The organism is Paenibacillus sp. NPDC057934 (genome assembly GCF_042887565.1).
Lineage (GTDB): Bacteria > Bacillota > Bacilli > Paenibacillales > Paenibacillaceae > Paenibacillus_AQ.
The window spans coordinates 430,377-452,902 of the sequence record NZ_JBHVPB010000001.1 but is presented as its reverse complement, the minus strand read 5'-3'; the positions used below and the strand labels follow the sequence as shown (position 1 = coordinate 452,902).

The window sequence follows — 22,526 nt, the reverse complement described above, 5'->3', positions numbered from 1 at the left end:
TCATTCCCCTCTATTCGATATGGTCCTTAACAGTAATCTTACCGTGCTTATAGTTTCATGCGTGGTTTACCCATTTCTGTTGACTTGAAGAGTAAGCCTGTTTTCTAATGTACAATGATGTATATGTACAGGGTATTTTATCCATGAGCTTTTCCTAAAATGAGATCATAAAAAACTTGGCAGGGACTGATCCGCGTCAGAGTCCCTCCCACGTTCTTTCAAGCTATAATTTATTTTAAACCACAGACACAAGCGGTAAGACCCCTTCCAACTTCTGCAGTAGCAAAACTTCTTTTCGCACCACTTCCTGTAGCGTCTTGCGAACACTATTATCAATTGCCAACAGATCAGATAAAGTAGCTCGTGGGGTGACACCAGGTTTCAGTGTTCCCAGAACGTATTGGATCTTCTCTGCCTCAGCATTCATGATGTGGGCGAGAGCCAGCTCTTCAAGTGCTATGGAGCCTAACAGCAAGGCTACCGTCTGCTTAACTGTAAGACTAATGGTAGGCGTAATATTCGGGATGGACGCTTGTGACATGCAAATCACCTCTTCTAAGTTTATTGATCCAGGAAATTAACGAACAGTTGACACTGTAGTTCCTCTTACTCATCTCCCCCCTTTTTCGTGAGTCATTCATTATATATACTGTATAGCTTGTGTTTCTGAACTAAAACTTGATCCGTTGTAATAAAAAAGCCGGTCCCTCCAATTAAACTGTACCCTATCGAGTAGACACTTTTAAAAAGTCTCTCGGTAGGGTACAGTTTACAATCAGACGGGTTTGTTCAACCGTCAAGAAGTACGATCTGGCTCTAAAATTTGTTAGACCTCTGCAAGTTTTTCGTCCATATACAGTAACAACTGCAGTTCTCTCGAATCTTCCCCCCTTAGGTACCGATCAACAGTTAATGTGATTACACCCAAATCAAAAGAGGGTTATCTTTGTACGCCTGTTCATATTCAGTTCATATAAGGGTCATGATGAGTACATATTCGTTGGTTAGACTTGTTGCAATGGCTCTATACAAGCAGCTGAATATACAGATCAGGACAGGAGAAGATGACCGTGACACAGACAGAGGTAGTGAAAACGAAGAATAGATCTAGAGCAAAAAAAATAGGAAGAATCGCCCTTATAGTAATAGGCGGGATTGTTGCTGCCGTCATACTTTTTCTAGCAATTACTTTTATTGCAGATAAAATCGGCAGTAAAACAGATGAAAAGAAGATAGAAGCTTATGGCCAGCTAGTACCTGTAGACGGTAAAAAAATGAGTGTATACATTGAGGGAACAGGCAAAGAAACCATTGTGCTCCTTCCCGGCTATGGAACTGCAGGACCAGCTCTTGATTTCAAGCCGCTGATTGCTGAACTCTCCCCATACTATAAAGTAGTCGCCGTAGAGCCTTTCGGTTATGGATTGAGTGACCAGACGGATAAGGAACGCACTACAGATAATATTGTGAGTGAAATTCATGAAGCCTTGCAGCAGCTCGGCATTGATCGCTTCATTCTCATGGGGCACTCTATCACAGGCATTTACGGATTGGACTATGTGAACAAATATCCTGGCGAGGTCACTGCCTTCGCCGGAATTGATACCAGTGTACCTACACAAGGCGGAATGGACGCTAAATTACCAATCCAAGAATTTAGACTTCTTAATAAGTCTGGTCTGCTCAGATTAATATTGAAGGTGGGCAGCGATCCTTATGCCTCTTTAGGCTATGATGAACATACTAGAGAACAATTAAAACTGCTTTCGAACCGGAACAGCAACGAAGACACGACCTTGAATGAATTGAAGAATCTTTATAAGAATTTCGTGGATGCCCGCAAGTTAAGCTTCCCACCAGATTTGCCTCTGATCTTCTTTATCCAATCTAATAATACAGGTGTGAAAGACTGGACGGCTCTGCACGAAGAGCAAATTAAAGATTCAGTACACGGTAAGTTGATCAAACTTGATGGGGATCATTATCTGCATCACACCCAGTCCAAAGTGATTGCTGAAGATTTCAGAAAGTTCATGGATGAAGTAAAATAAGGGGCGTTTATCCTCTTTAAAAGATCTTTAACAACGGGCCACTAGAATCCATCTAGGGCTCGTTGTTTTGTTATTCGTCAGATTCCCTTCCCAAAATGAGCTCTATACAGTTTCGAGTATAAAGATTAACTCTATTGAAAATGTACCCATACTAATCTATATTACTAATTTAAAATGAGGTGAGCACATAGCGATTTGCTCGCACACCTAAATAAAGGAGGGCTTGTAATGAAAATAGAAGTTACTCTGAGTGGTCAAGACGAAGCGTACATTATTAAAAATTTATACCCTCTCTACTTATACGACTTATTGGCCATATGTTTTGGAGAAAAACAGTCTCGAATTATACACAAGGTAATTATGTGAAAAAGCATGGGAGTACTTGGGATGGAGATAAATTAATATTCAGATTCAATAATCTTCCATCAAGCTAAGAATGACATCATTAGTTTAAGATTATCTCATTATAAAAGCGCTTACATATGCTGTACACTGATGTTGAATCATAGTTTACAGTTTTTCCCATGTAAAAAAATCAAGGAGGTGAACTTTAGAAGATTATCGCTTTAGGGTCGGTTACCAAGCAGGCTTAGGGTACGAATTTGAATCTGCATATCGGGAATGTATTACCAATACATGTAACGAGGAGGTAACATTTATGAGAAAAAAACTATTGCGTCTGATTTTGACAGGAACCATGCTGTTGTCCGTTTTGCCTGCGTTCAGCTCCTCTTCCTCCGCAACGGCTGCCGACATCAAATCTGGGAATCCTATTTTCACTAGTATTTTTACCGCTGACCCCTCTGCACATGTCTGGGCTGACGGACGTATTTATGTGTATGCGTCACACGATATCTTCCCTTCCAGGGGCAGCGACTTCATGGATAAATATCACGTCTTCTCATCAGACAACATGGTGGATTGGGTGGATGAAGGAGAGATTTTGCGTTCTGATGATGTGCCATGGGGCCGTCCGGAGGGCGGTTTTATGTGGGCGCCTGATGCGGCTTACAAAGACGGCACCTATTATTTCTACTTCCCTCACCCTAGTGATACGAATTGGAACAATTCCTGGAAAATCGGTGTAGCAACCAGCGACAAGCCAGCCGCAGATTTTACCGTCCAGGGCTATATTCAGGGACTTCCCGGCAGCAACCTTATCGATCCTGCGGTGTTCCGTGATGACGATGGCAGCTACTATCTTTATGCCGGAGGCGGTGGGACTAGCTATGGCGTCAAGCTGGGAACCGATATGGTGTCGATCGACGGCCCGGTTAAGCAATTCACCGAGCTACAAGATTTCCATGAGGCTTCATGGGTCTTCAAACGGAACGGTATCTATTACTTGATGTACTCCGACAACAATCCCGGTGCCAACAAAATGCGGTATGCTACCAGTAGCAGTCCGCTTGGACCATGGGTCAATCGCGGCGTGATGCTTGACCCGGTTACCAGCAGTGAAACAACGCATGGTTCTATCGTGGAGTATAAAGGGAATTGGTATCTGTTCTACCATAACTCCAAAATCTCCTCAAACGGCACGCTCCGTTCTGTCTCTGTAGATCAGTTATTCTTCAACCCAGATGGAACCATCCAAAAGGTTGTACAGACGACCGATGGAGTCTCCGCCGTCGGCCCTCGTTCCCATGCTACGGAGATAAAGTATTATGACTTAATTAACGAAAATTTTGATCAATACACCCAGAAGACAGAATACCCGGTAACCAGCAGCAACGTATCCGTCGGAGGCGGGGCTGTTCTATCCGGTAACAATGTTGAAAATATGCATATCGGAGGCTCCTATATCCAGTTGTCCGGCATCAATGGGGGGACAAGCGGCGGCAAGGCATTGCTTACCGTTCTTTATGCTTCCGGCGATAGTGGTGCTGCCTTTAAGGTAGACAGCAGCGGTGACACCGCTGGAGATGGTTACTTCCTCTCCCTCCCTGGCACGGGAGACTGGGGCAATTACACCGGCCGGACTAATCGGCTGATTGATCTGCAGCCAGGTACGAACAACGTGATTAAGCTGAGCGGTGGGATGGGCGGCGCCAACATCTCTCGTGTGATCGTATCGCGGATTCCTTAAATTCCTTAAGTTAGAGCTAAAGAAACCACATCGGACATTGTTTCGGGGACTGCAACAGGCTGCTGATTGAGAGCTTTTTGTAGTCCCTTTGGGCTTTTCTCCAGTTAAATACTTACTACTTCAAGGCGAAAAACACCGTAAACTCGTTATAGCTAAACACAACATTCACTTCTGTAAATCCGGCAGCACGCAGCCATTTAAGTTGATCTTCTACGGTAGCGTTGATATCTTGCTTTCTGCGTAAGATGGAAGCTTCAATAGCTTGTTCTGCTAATCCCGACTTACGCACGTCCTCTTCCCAATGTTCTTTATACCGATTATCGAAGTAAGAGGATAAACCAGCTGCCTGGTCTGCATTGATGAAGATACCGCCTTGAGGGAGGAGATTGAATATCTTTTGAAAAAGAGTGCTTTTGTCAGGGTGTGTTAAATGGTGAATGGATAAGGAAGAGAGGATAATATCATATTGCTCCGTGAAGGGATAATTACAGTAATCGGCTGCTATGTACTGAACATTCGGATCATTTCCGAATCTTTGACGAGCCATCTTAAGCATCTTCTCGCTTATATCCACCAAGGTAAACTTAGCGTTCGGATAGCGCTGTTTCGCAAATGAAGAGAAAAGTCCCGTTCCTGCCCCCAGATCCAGTATACGTGGCGTGCCTATCTCCGTGTTCATCCAAGAAACTGCTGCACCATAGAAATCATCAAAGCAGGGAATCAGTTGACGCCGCTGCAGATCATAACTTTGAGCTACCGCATCGAATTGTGATTTAAGTAAATCGTTCATATAATCTCCGCCTTCTTCCTTAAGGGATGATGTTAATTTTATTCTAAATACTCAAGGTTAATAATGGAAATATATAAGCGCTATATCCTTAATAGGAATTCTATATAGGACTAATCGCACAAAATACACCGCCACAGCCTCTCGGCTAAATGACGGTGTATTGTTCTTTCAATGGATTACAAGTTATAGCCCGCAGCCACTGTCTCCAAGAACTGCTCGATCGGAACGGACTTTCTGAAGGCTACCAGCTCTTCGGTGGATTTACCAACAAGTGTGCGGAACTGGTTGCTTTCGCCTGTTGCCAGTTTGGCAATGGCATTTACGATTTCTTGTGGGTCATCGGGTGGACTCTCGGCTGAACGCTCAAAGCCTTGTTTTACTTTAGCGATAATGTCATCATAAGCTCGAATGTCTTCACTTTTGCTCCAAACGATGTTGTTCAAGAAATTGTTACCTGCCGAACCACCTTGTTCGATCAAATGCAGACCAATGTTGAGCGGCTTCAATTCATAGTACAGTCCTTCAGTCAGTCCTTCCAGAGCGAATTTAGACATGTTGTACAGCGATCCGATCGGCACAGCCGTGGTCACGCCCATCAACGAACTGATGTTAATGAACTTGCCGCCCTCATTCCCTCGAAAATGCGGAAGAAATCCGCGAATGACATTGATCGGCCCCCGCACATTCACGGCGAATTGCCAGTCGATTGTCTCTTCATCTGCAAGTTCCAGTGCGCCGTAAGCGCCCATTCCCGCGTTATTAACAACGACATCGATTTTGCCAAAAGCTTCGGTTGCTTCTTGAACCGCCTTACGCACTTGCTCCACATCTGTTACATCCAGCTTGAATATTTTAATGTTGCTATATGCCCTCAGATCAGTCTCTTTCTCCGGAGAACGCATTGTTGCTGCCACATTCCAGCCGAGTTTCGCAAAATGGATCGCCGTTAATTTTCCCAAACCACTGCTTGTTCCGGTTATAAAAATTGTCTTTGACATCTGAATCTCTCCCTTGATGGTTTGATATTTAAAATTAGAATGAACGTTCACTCTAGATACTATGTGCTTAGTCGTCTTTTGTCAAGTCACTGTTTCCTGTATCTTATGCTATCGGTTTAGACGACGACTGTAGTGCAAGTTGAATACCCCGGTGCCAATCGCAGGATCGGCCACAGCATCTTCATTGCGCAATGTGCTTGGCACAAGCGTAACCTAGTCCGGCATTGCCGCCGGTAATAATTACTGTTTTGCTGAGTGTCATGTAAAGATCTCATTCTTGTAGTGAATGTTCATTCTATTCACTCTAAAAATTGCCGTAATCTACGGCAAGAAAGCCTTCACTGTACTTACAGAATTCCAGCTCGAAGAAACCGCCATATCCAACACTTCAGACGTAAGCTTTAGGTTGCCTTGCAAATGTCCTTTTACCAGAAATACAAACGTCCCCCAGTGCATCTGAACCATCAATCGGGCATCGCTCTGCTTGAAGATTTGTTGCTCCATAGCATCGGCATACATCACAGCCAGTGGACCGCACCAGTTCTTCTCATAAGCAAACTTCTTAGAATCATCATAAATGTACGACGACAGCGAATACTGCTCCATGAACTGAAACGCCTCGGGATTGTCTACACTAGACTGCACGACCCGCTGCCAGGTTCTTTGGAATCGCTCGAAAAGATCCGCGCTGTCATTGAAGCCTTGAAGCACATATTCCGTCTGATACTCCACGATGCTGGTGTACAGCTCGTTGATAATCTCTTCTTTTCCCGAAAAGCTGTTGTAAATACTACCCATCGAAACTCCAGATTCACTAGAGATCAAAGACATGGAAGTCGCCTGAAGATCATGCTGGCTGAGAAGTCTGAGTGTTGTTTCCAGTACAGCTTTTTTAGATTTCTTATATTTTTCAAACATACCGCAATATCCCCCATTGAAATTGAACAGTCATCACCTTGATCAGAATGATCATTCTAATTTTAACTTTTCAATCTCAGGATGTCAACGGAGTTCTGCTGGGGCCGGATCAACAGCGTAGCTGCACTTTTTTATTTCCCATGAATTTGGTACACTTGGACAAAAAGATGAATAGAAGTGGGGTAACATCATGTTTGAAGTACTGATGCAACAACTGAGCCGCTGGTCGCGTTCCTGGCTCGCCGCGATGGCGGTTATTCTGGTCATCGCACTAACCGGCTGCGGAGAGATCAGCAACAACAACTCATCTGCAAATCATGAGCCAAGTCCAACGTCATCCAGCCAAACGGCACAACCGAAATCCACCCTATCCCCAAAAGCCTCAAAGACACAGGACAAGTCCCAGGCTCCGCTTACCAGCTTCAAGGAAGTATCGAATTATATTCGGCAGCATCACGCTCTTCCGGATAATTTCATTACGAAGAAGGAAGCTGAAGGGCTAGGCTGGGTAGCTGCCAAGGGGAATCTGAATCAAATAGCACCTGGTAAAAGCATCGGCGGGGACCGTTTTGGCAACCGGGAAGGACTCTTGCCCAAGGCAAAGAACCGGATTTGGTACGAAGCGGATATTAACTATAAGAAGGGTTCGCGCGGGGCAGACCGTATCCTCTTCTCCAATGACGGATTAATATACATGACTTCCGATCATTATAAGTCGTTTACGGATATTACCAAGGAAGGTAGTGTCCCCGAATGAGTAACGTTGTGGAACTACGACAGTCTGAGGGAGATCGTTACGAGAACATACATGAATGGCTACAGCAAAGTCTTGATCTGCCCGAGTGGTACGGCCGCAATTTGGATGCGTTGTGGGATTGTGTAACCGGACATCTACCCTTCCCCCTGAAGATCATATGGATTGCAGATTCAGAGTACGGTGAACGTTACCCCGGAGTAATTGAGGTTTTTCAGGATGCTGCCGACCAATATGATGAGATAAGCTTCGACTTTGTGACTGAACAGTAAGAACAATTCTATGCAAAAAACAAACAATCCACCGCTTAATGAGATTACTCATTTGACGGTGGATTCTTTTATATACAGTACCCTTAAGCCTATCAACAGTCTATGGACTGTTAGCTTATAAATGGCATTTCAAGTATAATCTCATCTTCGTTACGGCTTATTTCTGCAAAGCCCAGTGAAACATACATTCTTGAGGCTACTTCATTCTCAGCTCGATGACCCAGAATTATTTTGTCGCAAGCGTGCTCTTCTTGGATCGTTCGTAGAAGTGCTCTCATACCTGCTGTTCCCAATCCCCGGTGTTGAAACTTATGATCGATCATATAAGCCATAATCCAATAAGCTCCATCCTCGGGATCAACAGCATAGACTGTCAAGCCCACTAAATGTGCGCCAGAGTAAATAGCCAGCGGTGTAAATCCACAATAAGCTGATTCTGCGAGCCAATAGACCGCCGGTACTGGAAATACTTCCTTCTGTTCTGCTGTTACCTCAAGCTGAGTGCAGGCAAACCAATTACTATGATCGATCGGACAGAGTTGCACCTCACCGTTGACTAAAACGTTCGCGCATCCCATGGCATACCCCCACCAATTTCTCTTTGAGACTTACAGCCCATTCCGGTGAGGAATGGATATCCGATTAGAAAATGCTCTATTTTCCGCTGACTGTCATCTTCTTCTTCATCCAGCAGATCTGAAATGGCCGATGCAGTATCCATTGCGTACCAATGCACCATTGCATCATCAAAGTCGTTGACACAGTACCGTGATTTCTCTGCCTCGTAGAAGATAGTATCCGTCTCAAAGTCATAATGGATTAATCCGATATGTTCTCCATCGGTCGGAAGCTTCGAGAGGTGGCGACGCAAATATTCAAGCTCTTGCCGGGATACCCCTTTAGAGCGGGAGATGAATTTCTTGAGCTTGTTCGAACACAACGCCGAAGTATCTACCCTCATCATGTTCCCAGCACTGAAGCAATTGTTTTTCCACGGAATCATCTGCTGTTCCCCGGACCATATTTTTTAGCAACATCATATTATATCTGCCTCCCGTAACCTAACGAGAGGTTCTTATTTTACCAATAATAACCTCTCACAGGCTCTTTTGTTGGATTCATTGTTTTCAAAACACCATCACTCCTTCAAGTTCTAGTAGGGATTCATGAAAAACATATGTATTACTTCCCCCATGTAATATTGTGGAATATTCCCCATCTGTTATCAAGGTATAGTATAACTACATTTATTCTATGCAAAAAAAGGATTCGTGCGGACACGAACCCTTTTGACTATTATTCTATACATTCCGCTTATTTCGCTTGTTCCATGAATTCCTTAAAGCCTTCGGCGATTTCCTTATATTTCGTATGGTGCAAGTAATGACTGCCAGGCAACGCTACTACTTTTCCATGTACAGAGTCTTTGATTTGCTCTTCATGCAGCTGTTGCCAGCCTTGGTTAGCCGTATTATTCGCATCGATAAAGAAGATTAGGGGCAGCTCTTTAGGGAATGTTAAACCCCTAGCTCCTTCAAAGTTAGAAGCAATATGCTGCATTTCGTTTAAGTTAGTGGAATTATTCGAGTTTTTGTTGGAAATCAATCTCATTTGTTCTTTGGTCTGCTCATCAAATGCTAAGCCAGCATATGGATCACCGCTTACTTTCTTGATCAATCTTACCAGACCTGCTTTTTCAAGAAATGCGAACCCTTTAATTGGCAATTTAGCATCCATCCCAGCTTGTGTTGGAACACTGGTATCGACCCCGACAAATCCTGTTACTTCGTTTGGATATTTGTTCACATAAGCGATCCCGTAAATGCCTGCAATAGAATGGCCTCCTAGTACATAGTGATCAATATTAAGCTGCTGCAAGGCTTCATGAACTTCGCTAATAATATTCTCGGTAGTCCGCTCTTTTTTAGTTCCATCACTTAATCCATAACCGAAAGGCTCAATTGCGACAACTCTGTAATATGGGGATAGCTGATCAATCAGCAGCTTGAAATCAAGCGCCGGTGATGCTGTTCCATAACCTGGTAGCAGTACAACCGTTTCCTCGCCATCTCCTTGAATCATTACATTCATCTTTTTCCCGTCTACAGGTACTAACTGTCCATAGGATTGTATTTTTGCGGCCTCCGACTTTGTACTAATAACGTTAACTGTAGATGTAACAACTAGAAATAGCACAATCGCTATCACAATAACACCTACTGTTTTAAGAAAAATATTAAGCGCTTTTTTCATTTTTGGGCCCATCTTCATTTTCATTATCTCCCCTTGTTTCACTCTATTTTCTCCTGCCCTACTCTGTGTATGGGGTGCTCGTCCACCCCTTAAGAACAGCTTATATGACGAAAATGTACTCCCCGTGACGACAATATGAACGGAGTATGAACTCCTATTTTATTTCTTTCATAAATTCATTTACGTTTTCTACGATGTCTTTAGCATGAATACGATGTAAATAATGTCCTCCATCAAATATCATCACTTTTCCATGTACAGAATCTTTGATTTGCTTTTCATGCTCTAGGAGCCATCTGTCAGTTGCCGGATGATGGTACAATTTTATTTGTTCTATGGTAGCAGTATCAAATGGCAGTTCAGCGGTAGGGTCATCACCTAGCTTGCTATACAATCTGACCACACCTGATTTTTTGAGTAGCGATTTAAAGTCCAGAACTGGTGATGCTGTCCCAAATCCGGGTAGCAGCACGACGGTTTCTTCACCTTCCCCTTGAATCAGAGCATTCATATGTTTGCCATCTACAGGCACTAACTGACCATAGGACACTATCTTCCCTTGCTCCGATTTGTTGCTAATAATATTAACTGTAAAAACAATAGCAAGAAAAAGGCCAATTGCTATAATTACTGCTCCTATTATTTTAAGTAGAAGGACCAGTACTTTACTTGTTCTCGTCCTCTTCTTCGGGTGTATCCCCTCTAGATTTTCCATTTGCATAATCTCCTTCTCATTATGTTTTTACCGCATGGTCATAAGCTGCCGCTTAGGAGATTTTAGACTTGGAAAATGTACCCTCCATGAAGACATTGTGAATGGAGCATGAATAAACAAAAAAAATGCTACAGCGTCATCTGCAAGCAAGCTTGCACATAATGCCGTAGCATTTAGGGAGATAGTGACCCGTATTTAGATTATGCGTGGGATACCCTATAAATCTGACTAATCTTGTGGAGTTGTGATTGGCAAAGTAACAATGAAGGTCGTTCCTTGGCCAGGTTCGCTTTCCACCCGGATGTCGCCTTGATGAAGGGTTACGATCTGTTTAACGATTGCAAGTCCCATGCCGCTACCGTCATATTTACGGCTGTGCGAACGATCGGCCTTGAAAAACCGTTCGAATATACGCTGCTGATCCTCCAGTGGAATTCCAATACCATGGTCTGATATCCGGACGATTACATTATGACTATCTGTTTGAATGCTGACATGAATAACACCGTTATCCTCGGAGAATTTGATGCCATTACCGAGTATGTTCGTCCATACCTGATTTAACAGGTCATAGTCCGCCGACAGGTTCACTACCTTCAAGTGAAGATCGAAAGTAATGTTACGTGCCGACCACTGAGGCTGGATCGCCACAATGACCCGTCTGATCTGTTCGTCGAGGCTAAACGTGGACAACCGCAGTTCCTGTGACTGTGATTCAAGCACACTCAGCTTTAGCAGACTATCGCTCATTTTAGACATTCGTGCGGCCTCAGCGATGATAATATCGAGGTACCGGCGTCGCTCATGTTCTGGGACGTCTACTTGCTTGAGTGCAATAGCATAACCAGATATCGAGGTGAGCGGCGATTGTACCTCGTGCGAGACGTTCGTTACGAACTCCCTGCGCATTTGCTCAAGCTGCTGTAGATCATGCATCATATCTTCAAAGCTGCGAGCCAAGGTACCCAACTCATCTGTCTGCTTAATTTTCAGCTTCACGTTGAAATCTCCGGTTGCTACACGCCTGGTCGCCTTTGTCAGCTTCTTGATCGGTCTGACCAGGAACATGGCAGCAGCCAGAATCAGTAGGCTACCTGCGATCAAAGCATAGGTCAACAAATTCAATATCAGCTTTCTGTTAAAAGAAATAGATGGAGGAGTGAGCATCTCCACAAACATCGCTTTCGTTCCTATTTCTGTTTGCAATGGCATTCCTAATAGATTAGTAGTAGCACCAAAAAAACTTAGTTGAACCACTTCTCCATTAAACACTTTTTTCACTTGTTCCCTTGTCACATGGACAGGATTGTGTCCTTCTCGCGCTCCGTAAGACCTGAACTGACCTGTGTCATCGTAAATTCGAATATGATAGGAATTGAGTTGCTTCATTCCACTTACAAAAAGGTCGGCTTCATGTAACGGAATTGTATTGTAGAGCCGAACGATATCTTGCGCAAAGTTACGCAAGGGAATCTGCGCGTTTTCGTTCACTTCACCTTTAAATACCCAGGTTGCCACCAACAAAGCAATGAGTGAGCCTCCGACCACAGAGACTAGAAATGTCAGGACAACGCGTGTATAGATGGATCTGATCATTCATACACCTCAAGCCGGTAGCCAAGACCACGTACCGTCTCGATCCGAAACTCATGCGTAGTCGCAAACCGTTCACGCAGGCGTTTGATATGTACATCTATCGTTCGATCATCGCCAGTGTAATCAAGACCCCAGATTTGATCGATCAACTGCTCACGGGTATAGACTTGTCCGGGTGTTCCAGCCAGCTTATACAGCAATTCAAACTCCTTGAGCGGCAATATAAGCGTTTCCGTGCCTCTCATCACCTTATAAGTCTGCCGGTCAAGGATGACATCGCCGAGCTGGATCGTCTGTGTGGAACCAATCCGGTATCGTTTCAGCAATGACCTGACGCGAACCGTGAGTTCTAGCGGATCGAAGGGTTTTGTCAAATAATCATCCGTCCCAAGCTCGAACCCTTTCACCTTCTCCCATGTTTCGCCTCGCGCAGTTAGCATAAGTAACGGAAGGTCAGGATTGGCTCTACGAAGCTCCTTGCATAACGCCCAACCATCCATAATCGGCATCATAATATCAAGCACGACAAGATCGATAGACGTTGAGGCGTAAACACTCAGTGCTTCCTTCCCGTCCGCCGCTTCGGCTGTTTCAAATCCGTCATTACGAAGAAATAAACAGACAAGTTCGCGAATGTTCGCATCATCGTCAGCAACCAGTATAGTAGGCATTCGTTCCCTCTTTTCTTGTTGTCCATCCTATCCACTATACTATAAATCAGTTACCATTGCCTAAATCCCTGCATCATCTAATTTCTCCTGATTTCCTTTAACCTGAACTGCCCAATGAGTTGTTGCAAAAATTCACCGATGACCTCTACATATTGAGCGCTTTGCTGTACATGTACATAATCGTTCCTTAGGGCTGCCAGCTTCTGTTCGACCTCAGCGGAAATATTCCGGTTATCCATGCTGACGGCCGTGATCTCCTCCATCAAACGCACTACCCGTTCAACGACCTCGGATTTGGTAGCCTCCCGGTCATTAGCCTGAATCAGCAGTTCGGTTGCTGCTGCAACCCTGACACTGCCCTCCTCCACGACCTGTGTAACCTCTGCCATGGATTGCTGTGCACGCTCAGAACCAGCATAGATTTGACCGATGGTCCCCTGGATCTCCGCTACAGATTGACCTGTTGTCTCCGCCAGTTTACGGATTTCGGAAGCCACAACTGCAAATCCTCTTCCATGCTCCCCTACTCTTGCCGCTTCTATCGAAGCATTCAAGGCAAGCAGATTCGTCTGTGAAGATATTCTCTCAATAATCTGCAGAACATCCTCAATACTGCGCGTTGTGCCTACGAAAGAGTCCATGGTCTCATGCGTCGCCGATACCTGCTGAGTGATGTTAGCCATCTTATCTCCAATGTTCTCCACCTCTTGGCAGGCAACTCGGATCTGATCCGCAGCCTGTTGTTCAAGCTCCTGCAGGGTTACGCGCATGTCTCCAACGGCATCGCCTACAGCATCAAGATCCTGCAGTTGACGAAGGATGCTTTCCACCATGATTTCAATCCGTTCATTCACTCGTTCAGTTGATTGTTCTGTCTCCGAAGTTGAAGTGCTCAGCTGCCGCTGGCTCACCATCACATCATCCGCCGCATGCTTGACCTTCACCAGAATTCCTTCCTGCGAGTCAATCATACTGTTAATCCATTTGGCTGTATCCAACAGCTCGTCTCTCCCGAAGTCTTGAAGCGGGATTCTTTGCGTCAGATCACTGCTGCCTTCAGTGTTACGCCGTATGAAGCGATTAAGCTGTCGTATGCGCCCCGTTTCCGGAAGAAGGCTTGTCCGGAGGATGATCTGCCAGCCAATCAGCCCATATACCAGCACTGCTGCACCAATTATTAAAGCACTACCCAGCGCGCCAACTTCTGTACTCCCTGTCAAAAATCCAGCAATCACTGCAACCAGAACAGTCATACCGAGCAATAGTGGCAGCATCGTTTTGGTGACATTCCAGCCAAGACTGCGGGTACGATAGACCTCCTCAAAGTCAGCCTCGCACATCATCCCCCATATATCGGGGCAATGGGGAAGCTGGAGTGTCACCCCTTTGCCAATGACAGGAATGTGCCGGTAATCCGAATATCCAGGAAAAGAAACAAATAAATTGCTGCCGCTGTCAATCGTATTCGCCACGCCGGGATGAAGCTCACCTGAAGCGGGATCGGTGAACACCAGCTCCAATTCTGTATGCTTGTCCACCTTGACCGTACCCCAGCGAGTCGTTACGCCATCCTTCAGATTATCGCCATGTGTGAAGGTGCGGTCCTCAAATCGGCTGCGGGATAACGCAGTACCAGGTTTAATCTCAGTTTGCAGGCGTGGCCCGGCCATAAAAAGATAATGGTCGCCTGAATCAGGATAGATATGCCCCGACTCCCGCTGAATCAAATCTCCAATCACATCATTAGGAACACGTCCACACAAGAAACCCTCGATTTGCCCCTGTCTTTCGATTGGTAAAATAAATAATAAGGTCATCTCATCAAAAAAGGATGAAGTGCTTGGTCCCGCTTGCAGGGTAACTGGATCAGCGTACGGCCCGAATAAGCATTTCTGTCCCTCCGCACCCTCGGAGGCATATTGCAATCCCTTACGAATTACACTCTCTTCTCCATACTGCATTCCGCGATGTGACGGAAAGGTGGACGAGATTACCGCACCCTCTTTGCTCAGTACAAAAATCTCCGAAAAGTCTGCCGCTCTGCCACGTGTAGCAACGAATAAGGATTCCCATGTCGAATAGTCATGCCCCTCAGGAAAACGGGACTCTCCTTGAAGCATCCTTAATTGCTCATGCAACCGGCTTAAGTAACCCCAATACAACTCAGCCCAATTATGTAATATCTCTTTCCTTGTTTCTGCAATTCCTTCAAAGATATCGGCAATATCAGACTCCAAGTTCCGGTTCAGCCGATTTGACCACCATAGCGGTAAACCTGTTTTCCATCCCAGCCAACTAAACATGACATCCCCTCCTCTTAAATCACCGCTTCCAATGTGAGCTTTCATCACTTTGACTCTTTATTTTTTTGTAAAACAAAGAATAAGGAAGCTTAAATTCCCCACTTTAATGAATTAATGCGTTTGTGTAGTCAATAGTAACATAATGACGTAATAATTCATACGTGAATTTTGTATATTTTTAACTATATGAATAAAAAAGAGACACACTGCAGTATTCGCAATGTGTCCTGAGCAATATATTAACTTATCTTGATGAAGCAAAGTTCATGTCGCTTTTAAAATGATCGCCTTTAACTTAATTGCAGCGTTGTAACACAAGTATTATCGTTCTCAAAGGTGGAAATTACCGACTCTGCAGTCTTCCCCTCACGCTCCACGATGATATGGTATGATTTATCACGCGGCAGCCACAGATCAATAAATCCGTTAGACTGGGATTTCATCGCAGTCTGCTCAATCACTGAATTCCCCTCTGCATCGTTGATAGTCACATTGAACTCTTGATCCGTCAACTCGCCTTGGCAGCCGGTCAAGCTATGGATCGCACAAGGATGCGTTTGTTCGATATAGGGAGCTATCGACAGAAAGAATTCGTTGTCCGGCAGATCGTAGGCCACTTCCTTAGCGCCTTCGCTCGTTACGACCAGTTGCTTGGAAGTGATTGAAGCCGATGTCGCCGTTGCTTTACGCGTACTAAAGTCCTGCACCAATTGCTTAATATCTACTGTCTCATCATTACTTTTGTTCCCAGCATTGCTTGCAAATAGGTAAGTCCCCAATGCGACAACAACCACACCAGCAACTGCCAAGGTCTTCCATCTCATTTTGAATTCATCCCCTTGTCTGTTTTTACCATTATAATCGAGATTCTGCGATCATGGACAGGAGGATGTCTTTTAGACACCGTATTATCATATTTGTCTTAGCAATAAGCAGCATTGGGTAGAAACACTATCTTCAAGAGCGATGCACAAAAAAAAGCCCGCATCTAAAGACGCGAACTCTTGACATGTACAACAATTACAATAACTAGTTTACACACTTACATGCGCTCTCTTATACAAAACTGGTATCGCCGCTCCTATGAGGATCACCCCCATAAAAGCGGGGGCAGCATGACCAAGTAATACATAGATCTGACCTCCAATGATCGGCCCAATCATTCTTGCTAAGGCCTGAATAGATTGGCTCCCCCCTTGAACCCTTCCTTGTTCACTAGAATCGACAGACTTGGAGAGCATCCCATTGAATGACGGCCCAAAGATCGAATCACCAAAACCGAATACAAACATTCCAACGATAAAGAGAGGATAGAATGAGGACAGGGCAGATGCTGCAATTAGACAGTAGCCTATAATCTCCGAAACCATTCCAAGAATGGCTATCTGTTTATCATTAAATTTCTTCAAAAGTTGTGGCATCACTAGGCCTTGTGAAACGATATCCTGAACGCCCATAATTGAGAACATAAGTCCGATTATTGCAGGCTTCCAACTGAATGTATCCAATGTAAATTGTGAAAAAACTGCCTGCAAAGACCCGTTAGGTATCCAAAGCAAGAACGCTGAGATAAGGAGTCTGTTTAAGTTTTTCATGGAAAGCAGGTTTGCAAGCTGTGCAAATGGATTCATTCTTACAAAGGTTATCTTTTTCAGTCTATTACGCTTATCAAGGCTCTCAGGCATAAAAAAGAATCCATAAGCAACATTCAATAAAGTTATGACTGCCCCAAAATACATGGGTACAGAATAACCAAACTTGGCCAGAAAGCCGCCTAGCGTTGGGCCAATGACGGTACCTACACCTACTACCGCACTCACCCATCCAAAGTATTTGGTTCTCTGCTGCGGAGGAATGATATCTGCAAAATAGGCGAAGATCGTGCTTATGCTCCCGCCTGTTATCCCCTCTATTATGCGCCCCACAAACAACACCCATAGAGCCCCTCCGATACCAAAAACAATATATCCGATTGCGGAACCCAAAAGACATAGCAACAACAATGGACGGCGGCCATATCTGTCGCTTAAAGCTCCAAGTACGGGGGCCGCAAAAAACACGCAAAATGCGTAAGCAGAGGTCAGTAGCGTAACAGCTATAGCTTGTTGACCCGGATTAATAATATAAGGCTGCACTAAGAACGGAACGACAGGCGCTATGATACTGAAGCCTACCCCGCACAGAAATACAGAGATAAGACCGAATATTAAAGCGTGCTTATCAACGGTTGGTTCTGCATTCTTCTCATTGTGTGATCTAGATTTGAACATGTAATTCTCCCCTCAAGAGTTGTCATTTTGATTCCCAGGAAACATTTATATCTTATTTAATTTTTGTTTCCTTGTCAACATATTAACAGTAATACAAAGGCAGCCCACTCCTACGAGAGCCTGGCTGCCTGTGGTTTCGTATTCATTATTTAAAATCCATTTAGATTTTATCCTTTAAATTATTGGTGGCCCGGATTATCCACTTCGGGTCAACCTTTCTCAAAGCACGAGCTGTCCGCGCAAAAACGCCGCCTTTAGTCTCACTAAGGCGGCGTTTTGTTATAGGATAACTTTCCGTTAAGGTCTCGGAGAAACCATGATTTTAACCTGGTTCTTCTCTTTTAATAAGGTCTCAAAGCCTTCCTCCACAATATCACCCAGCGCAATACGTTTGGTAATCAGCTTTTCCGCTGGGAAATAGCCTTGCCCCATCAAGCTAATCACCGCCGGGAATACATCCCGGTATCCGATAATGCCCGCTATGTTTCTCTCCTGCATGACAATCTGATTCGGATGAATGGATGCTTCCCGTTCAAAGATACTGACAATCATAATTTGTCCACCGATACCGGTAGATTGAATCGCTTGTGTCAGTACGACAGGAACCCCTGTAACCTCATAAGCCACGTCTACTCCACCGTTAGTCCGCTTGATAATTTCCTGTACAGCATCCTTCTCAGCAGGGTTAATGCCTATGGCACCAAGCTCCTCCGCCTTGTTCCGGCGTTCTTCAGACAGCTCAACGGCATAAATTTCGGAAGCGCCAGATGCTTTAAGTGCCTCTATAACAAGCAGCCCGATGGGTCCTGTACCGAATACGGCTGCACGATCTCCGACTTTGAATTGACTGGAACGAACCGCATACAGCGCAACAGCAGAAGGTTCGACTAGCGCGCCCTGTTCATAGGATAAGCTACTCGGAATCTTGTGTACCATATTTACATCAACAGCCACGTACTCAGAGAAACCGCCACCGCCACCGGCCAGACCGAGGAATCCCATTTTATCGCACAGATTGTATTTACCCTTTTTGCAAGCAGCGCATTTGCCGCATGCAAAGATGGGCTCAACTACTACCCGATCACCGATCTGTAAGGATGATACCCCTTCTCCAACTTCGACAATCTGGCCGGAAAACTCATGTCCCATGACGATTGGAGCTTGTTCATTCGTTAACGGATGAGGTGCTCCTTCCGGGATGAAGATCGGACCTGCCGCATATTCATGCAAATCACTGCCGCATATTCCGCAGGCTTCCACTTTGATTTTAACTTGACCTTTCTGAACCTCGGGCTCACGAATCGTTTCTACGCGTAAGTCCTTCACACCATGCCATCTGAGCGCTTGCATGCGAGTCATCTCCTATACACTTGTTTAATGAATGAGTTAAGTAAAATCCCTAACAAAATCGGAAACGTTTCCGATAAATATCATGTCACAAATTATACAAAGTGTCAAATATGAATTACCATTACAAGCATAATAAAAGTGTGAAATCTATATTTCTTCATTGTAAAACAAATAAATATTGCTGCATACAACTCATAATCCCCAGCAATGCCGGCTATGCTATAATAAAAATAAGAACTGAAAAAAACAACATAGATTCGGAAACGATTCCGAATTGGAAGGAATAGATATGACCGATTCAAAAAAAGTGACGATCGCGGACGTCGCGAAGAAAGCAGGCGTAGGCATCGCCACCGTCTCCCGCGCACTTAACAATCAGGAAGGAATCAGCGCAGCGACGAAGGAGCGGATCCTTGAGATCATTAAAGAGATGGGTTTTAGTCCGAATACCTCCGCCCAAAGCCTCAAAATCCGTCAGACCTCTCAGATTGCACTGGCTGTTCCAGATATCCGCAACGCAATCATCCCGGATATAGCGTGGGCCGTAGAACAAGCTGCCAAGCAGCACGGCTACCGGGTGGTGCAGATTAATACGCTTGGTAATGCAAGACTGGAGCTAGAGACGCTGCGCGAGATTAAGAAACTTCACGTAGATGGATTAGTCATTATGCCCCTAGCCTATCCTAAACAGCTGGAAAGCCTAATTAACCATGCTAATCTGCCGATATCTGTGATCAATTATAGTAAAAAACTCAGTTCAGACTTGAAGGCTGATGTGGTCGGTTTATCTCGTCAGGAAGGTCGCCTGGTTATGGAGCATTTGAAGGGGATCGGGAGAACAAGGATCGCCTATGCTGGCGCTCCGAAGGACAAAATCGAAGAACGTTATTTTGCTTATGAACAATCTTTATCGCAGTTGGATGCTTCTCTTGTCTATTTTGGCGAGGATTTTTCATTTGAGACAGGTAGAATGGCGGCGAATTACTTTTACAGCCTCAAGCACATGCCGGATGCGATTTATGCTGTCAATGATATGATTGCCATCGGAATTGTGAATCGGTTCAAAGAGCTGGGTGTTCGTGTACCTGAGGATGTGGCCATTGCCGGAATCGACAATAACCTGTGGGCCACAGTGACCACACCGCAAATCACCTCGGTTTCCATTATGGGAAGTGAAGTAGGTCGGCTGGCGGCGGAACTACTGCTGAAGCGAATTCAATCTGCAAGCGTGACAGAATATGAGCGGATCGAATTTGAACCACGCATTATCGTCAGGGAGTCCAGCGTAACAGCGAATTACTATACTTCAAATTAATCTCCTTTCACTCTTTTTAATATGACAGAGGATGACGTATATCACTGCTATGATGAAGTTGAATCTAATGTCTGAGGGGAGAAATGAAATTTATGAAACGACCAGTTGTACTATACATCGCAGCCTCACTCGACGGTTACATTGCTAGAGGAGATGGCGGAGTGGATTGGCTCAATGATGTCGAGGGGGAAGGCGACAATGGATATAGCGATTTTTATAACACCATTGATACGGTCCTGATTGGCAAGAAAACCTATGATCAAACCTTTGAGTTAACAGATGAATTCCCCTATGCTGATAAACAGTGTTACGTATTCTCCCGTTCCGAGCAGCCGCCTAGCCCGTATGTTACCTTCATTCATGAAGATATGGCCGGCTTCGTGCACAAGCTAAAAGAACAGGACGGTGGCAAGATTTGGATCGTTGGCGGAGCTGAAGTACTCGATGTGCTTATGAAAGAAAAGCTTGTGGATGAATTCATAGTCACCATCACTCCCATTGTACTTGGCAATGGCATTCCACTCTTCAAAGGTGATAACCCGGAACAGAAACTCACGCTTAAAGGGTCGAAATCACTAGGGCAATTCGTTGAGCTTCATTATGTTGTAAAATAGCGGATGCGAAAAACCGCCTCTCCCCTTTCGGGTTGGGCGGTTCTTGTGTATTATTCATTCATCCAAAAGGACATAAAGGCACCAGAAAATGATCTTTTAAAATCATCAATGGGTATAAAATGATTTTCCCAATTCAGCTCCGACAACAACTATCAAATGACCGCCCGCTTTGATGATCTCGCCGTTACTATCCATTTTTCCGCCATGAAAACCGGCAGTTACGGATGTAATACAAGGTCTATCCTTTTCTATCTCAGAAAGCACATCATTAACATTGCTTTGTCTAAATGTCTGACCTGATACTTTATATTCTTTTGCAAGCTCAACTAACCCTTTATGTATCCATCCTCGATCACAATGCGCTCCGATTTCTACTCCCTTATATACGAATTCCCCATAGGTCTCACTTAGTTTATTGCCTCGATAGATCTGAAATCCATCGATGATCATTTTGATAGATGCAATCCCGCAACCACGTACTTGCCAGTGTTCAGCATCCTGTTTACTATTGAATCCTTGTAGATTAACATCATTAAAATCAACTAGCTGCGTGTAAAATGGAATAGGATACGAAACTTTAAATATCTCATTTTGCTCATTAATGCGCAATAAATAAGCCCCTCTCAAGTTGGAAATATTTTATGCATAAATGCATATAAATGACAAAATCAAGATACCAAGATAAGGCTCATTCGTCAATATGATGATCCCATTCATCCATAATCACTCGTCTAATGCCGCCCACATGATTCATTCTCCTCTCTTAGCTACCTGTGCCCTGATATTGATTCAGTCCCGCATTCCAGACCCGATAAGCGATGAAGAACAGAAGAAGACCGATGATCGGAGTGGTATACGGAAGCCATGATGCGAACAGCGAGCCTCCCTCCTTATTCAGGATTAGATGGGATGGATAGAAATTGACGAAGCCGTAAGGAATGATGAATGTCAAAATGATCCGTAGAACTTTGCTATAGATCGAAATAGGATAGTCGACAAAGCCGCGAATCCCGAAGATCACAATATTCTTAACCGACCTTGCGCGAACAATCCAGAAGCACATCGAACCAGTAATGATAATAAAAGAAGCTTGAACGAGTACCGCTCCCAGCAGCATTACGGCAAAGCTAAGATACGAACTCCAATGAAGATGGATATCCAGGCGACTGAAGCAGACACCCAGCATGATTACCGCGATAGCAATGTCGCCGAGAAAGAAATGACCGAAGCTGCGAATGATCATATGGATGAATGGGTTGATCGGTTTGACGAGCAGACTGTCGAAGGAGCCTTTATGCACATCATCTTCAACATCATTCATTTGAAAAAAGAAAAAGACAGCCGCTACCGCATAGGTAAGCATATTAAGGGTGTACAGCAGCATGACCTCATACATATTCCATCCGTTTATGGTCTGAAACCGGCTCATTAACGCCCAAATCACGGTATAGCTGACCACATGCGTGAGTGCAAATCCGATAAAATCCATGTAAAAGCCGAAGCCGTGCTCTGTTTTGCTTTTGAAATAAATAGGGATAAACCGCGCGTAGAGTTTCAGGTATCTCAT

The 22,526-nt window shown here is 44.5% G+C and carries 22 protein-coding genes; 6 read left to right on the top strand and 16 right to left on the bottom strand.

The window, feature by feature from the left end; translation table 11 throughout:
• Positions 1-235: 235 nt before the first annotated feature.
• On the bottom strand, positions 236-541 hold the full coding sequence (locus ACFVRY_RS02170; protein WP_387496689.1) for an alpha-helical endospore appendage domain-containing protein: 306 nt from the start codon (positions 539-541) through the stop codon (positions 236-238).
• A 523-nt stretch (positions 542-1,064) separates the two neighbouring features.
• Here ACFVRY_RS02170 and ACFVRY_RS02165 point away from each other — a divergent pair.
• Together ACFVRY_RS02165 and ACFVRY_RS02160 are read left to right on the top strand one after the other, a co-directional pair.
• Positions 1,065-2,051: an alpha/beta hydrolase gene (locus tag ACFVRY_RS02165; RefSeq protein WP_387496686.1), complete on the top strand. Its 987-nt coding sequence runs from the start codon at positions 1,065-1,067 to the stop codon at positions 2,049-2,051.
• 658 nt (positions 2,052-2,709) lie between these two features.
• Positions 2,710-4,140 carry a family 43 glycosylhydrolase gene (locus tag ACFVRY_RS02160; protein ID WP_387496683.1) on the top strand — a complete coding sequence of 477 codons (1,431 nt, stop codon included), beginning with the start codon at positions 2,710-2,712 and terminating at the stop codon, positions 4,138-4,140.
• 115 nt (positions 4,141-4,255) lie between these two features.
• On the opposite strand, the gene ACFVRY_RS02155 is transcribed toward ACFVRY_RS02160, so the two are convergent.
• The 3 genes from ACFVRY_RS02155 to ACFVRY_RS02145 all read right to left on the bottom strand — a co-directional run bounded on the left by ACFVRY_RS02155 (position 4,256) and on the right by ACFVRY_RS02145 (position 6,846).
• Entirely contained in the window at positions 4,256-4,930 is a 675-nt protein-coding gene (locus ACFVRY_RS02155; RefSeq protein WP_387496681.1) for a class I SAM-dependent methyltransferase, read from the bottom strand.
• A gap of 176 nt (positions 4,931-5,106) precedes the next feature.
• Positions 5,107-5,928 carry an SDR family oxidoreductase gene (locus tag ACFVRY_RS02150; protein ID WP_387496678.1) on the bottom strand — a complete coding sequence of 274 codons (822 nt, stop codon included), beginning with the start codon at positions 5,926-5,928 and terminating at the stop codon, positions 5,107-5,109.
• Between the two features lie 321 nt (positions 5,929-6,249).
• Entirely contained in the window at positions 6,250-6,846 is a 597-nt protein-coding gene (locus ACFVRY_RS02145) for a TetR/AcrR family transcriptional regulator (RefSeq protein WP_387496676.1), read from the bottom strand.
• 190 nt (positions 6,847-7,036) lie between these two features.
• On the opposite strand from ACFVRY_RS02145, the gene ACFVRY_RS02140 reads away from it, so the two are divergent.
• Positions 7,037-7,603 carry a ribonuclease domain-containing protein gene (locus tag ACFVRY_RS02140; RefSeq protein ID WP_387496673.1) on the top strand — a complete coding sequence of 189 codons (567 nt, stop codon included), beginning with the start codon at positions 7,037-7,039 and terminating at the stop codon, positions 7,601-7,603.
• A complete protein-coding gene (locus ACFVRY_RS02135) occupies positions 7,600-7,872 on the top strand; it encodes a barstar family protein (protein WP_387496670.1) in 273 nt (90 codons plus the stop codon). Before ACFVRY_RS02140 ends, ACFVRY_RS02135 begins: the two co-directional genes overlap by 4 nt.
• 110 nt (positions 7,873-7,982) lie before the next feature.
• On the opposite strand, the gene ACFVRY_RS02130 is transcribed toward ACFVRY_RS02135, so the two are convergent.
• The 10 genes from ACFVRY_RS02130 to ACFVRY_RS02085 all read right to left on the bottom strand — a co-directional run bounded on the left by ACFVRY_RS02130 (position 7,983) and on the right by ACFVRY_RS02085 (position 19,030).
• The gene (locus tag ACFVRY_RS02130; protein WP_387496667.1) at positions 7,983-8,450 is read right to left on the bottom strand and encodes a GNAT family N-acetyltransferase; all 468 of its coding nucleotides are present in this window, start codon (positions 8,448-8,450) and stop codon (positions 7,983-7,985) included.
• Positions 8,429-8,836 (bottom strand): phosphotransferase, encoded by a 408-nt coding sequence (locus ACFVRY_RS02125; protein ID WP_387496665.1) that lies wholly within the window; start codon positions 8,834-8,836, stop codon positions 8,429-8,431. The genes ACFVRY_RS02130 and ACFVRY_RS02125 overlap by 22 nt, the downstream gene beginning before the upstream one ends.
• A gap of 350 nt (positions 8,837-9,186) precedes the next feature.
• Positions 9,187-10,167 carry an alpha/beta fold hydrolase gene (locus ACFVRY_RS02120; RefSeq protein WP_387496662.1) on the bottom strand — a complete coding sequence of 327 codons (981 nt, stop codon included), beginning with the start codon at positions 10,165-10,167 and terminating at the stop codon, positions 9,187-9,189.
• A gap of 112 nt (positions 10,168-10,279) precedes the next feature.
• Positions 10,280-10,840, bottom strand: a complete 561-nt coding sequence (locus ACFVRY_RS02115) for a hypothetical protein (protein ID WP_387496659.1) — start codon at positions 10,838-10,840, stop codon at positions 10,280-10,282.
• Positions 10,841-11,068: 228 nt separating this feature from the next.
• Positions 11,069-12,436, bottom strand: a complete 1,368-nt coding sequence (locus ACFVRY_RS02110) for a sensor histidine kinase (protein WP_387496657.1) — start codon at positions 12,434-12,436, stop codon at positions 11,069-11,071.
• Positions 12,433-13,107: a response regulator transcription factor gene (locus tag ACFVRY_RS02105; RefSeq protein WP_387496654.1), complete on the bottom strand. Its 675-nt coding sequence runs from the start codon at positions 13,105-13,107 to the stop codon at positions 12,433-12,435. Before ACFVRY_RS02105 ends, ACFVRY_RS02110 begins: the two co-directional genes overlap by 4 nt.
• 77 nt (positions 13,108-13,184) lie before the next feature.
• Positions 13,185-15,410 carry a methyl-accepting chemotaxis protein gene (locus ACFVRY_RS02100; RefSeq protein WP_387496651.1) on the bottom strand — a complete coding sequence of 742 codons (2,226 nt, stop codon included), beginning with the start codon at positions 15,408-15,410 and terminating at the stop codon, positions 13,185-13,187.
• Between the two features lie 290 nt (positions 15,411-15,700).
• A complete protein-coding gene (locus tag ACFVRY_RS02095) occupies positions 15,701-16,234 on the bottom strand; it encodes a CueP family metal-binding protein (RefSeq protein ID WP_387496648.1) in 534 nt (177 codons plus the stop codon).
• Positions 16,235-16,444: 210 nt separating this feature from the next.
• Positions 16,445-17,680 (bottom strand): MFS transporter, encoded by a 1,236-nt coding sequence (locus tag ACFVRY_RS02090; RefSeq protein WP_387496646.1) that lies wholly within the window; start codon positions 17,678-17,680, stop codon positions 16,445-16,447.
• 297 nt (positions 17,681-17,977) lie between these two features.
• Positions 17,978-19,030: a 2,3-butanediol dehydrogenase gene (locus tag ACFVRY_RS02085; protein ID WP_387496643.1), complete on the bottom strand. Its 1,053-nt coding sequence runs from the start codon at positions 19,028-19,030 to the stop codon at positions 17,978-17,980.
• Positions 19,031-19,319: 289 nt separating this feature from the next.
• Here ACFVRY_RS02085 and ACFVRY_RS02080 point away from each other — a divergent pair, with 289 nt between their 5' ends.
• Positions 19,320-20,345 carry a LacI family DNA-binding transcriptional regulator gene (locus ACFVRY_RS02080; protein WP_387496640.1) on the top strand — a complete coding sequence of 342 codons (1,026 nt, stop codon included), beginning with the start codon at positions 19,320-19,322 and terminating at the stop codon, positions 20,343-20,345.
• 92 nt (positions 20,346-20,437) lie between these two features.
• Positions 20,438-20,959, top strand: a complete 522-nt coding sequence (locus ACFVRY_RS02075; protein ID WP_387496637.1) for a dihydrofolate reductase family protein — start codon at positions 20,438-20,440, stop codon at positions 20,957-20,959.
• Between the two features lie 105 nt (positions 20,960-21,064).
• Here ACFVRY_RS02075 and ACFVRY_RS02070 read toward each other — a convergent pair whose 3' ends face one another.
• The gene (locus tag ACFVRY_RS02070) at positions 21,065-21,568 is read right to left on the bottom strand and encodes a C39 family peptidase (protein ID WP_387496634.1); all 504 of its coding nucleotides are present in this window, start codon (positions 21,566-21,568) and stop codon (positions 21,065-21,067) included.
• 154 nt (positions 21,569-21,722) lie between these two features.
• On the bottom strand, positions 21,723-22,526 hold the full coding sequence (locus tag ACFVRY_RS02065) for an ABC transporter permease (RefSeq protein ID WP_387496631.1): 804 nt from the start codon (positions 22,524-22,526) through the stop codon (positions 21,723-21,725).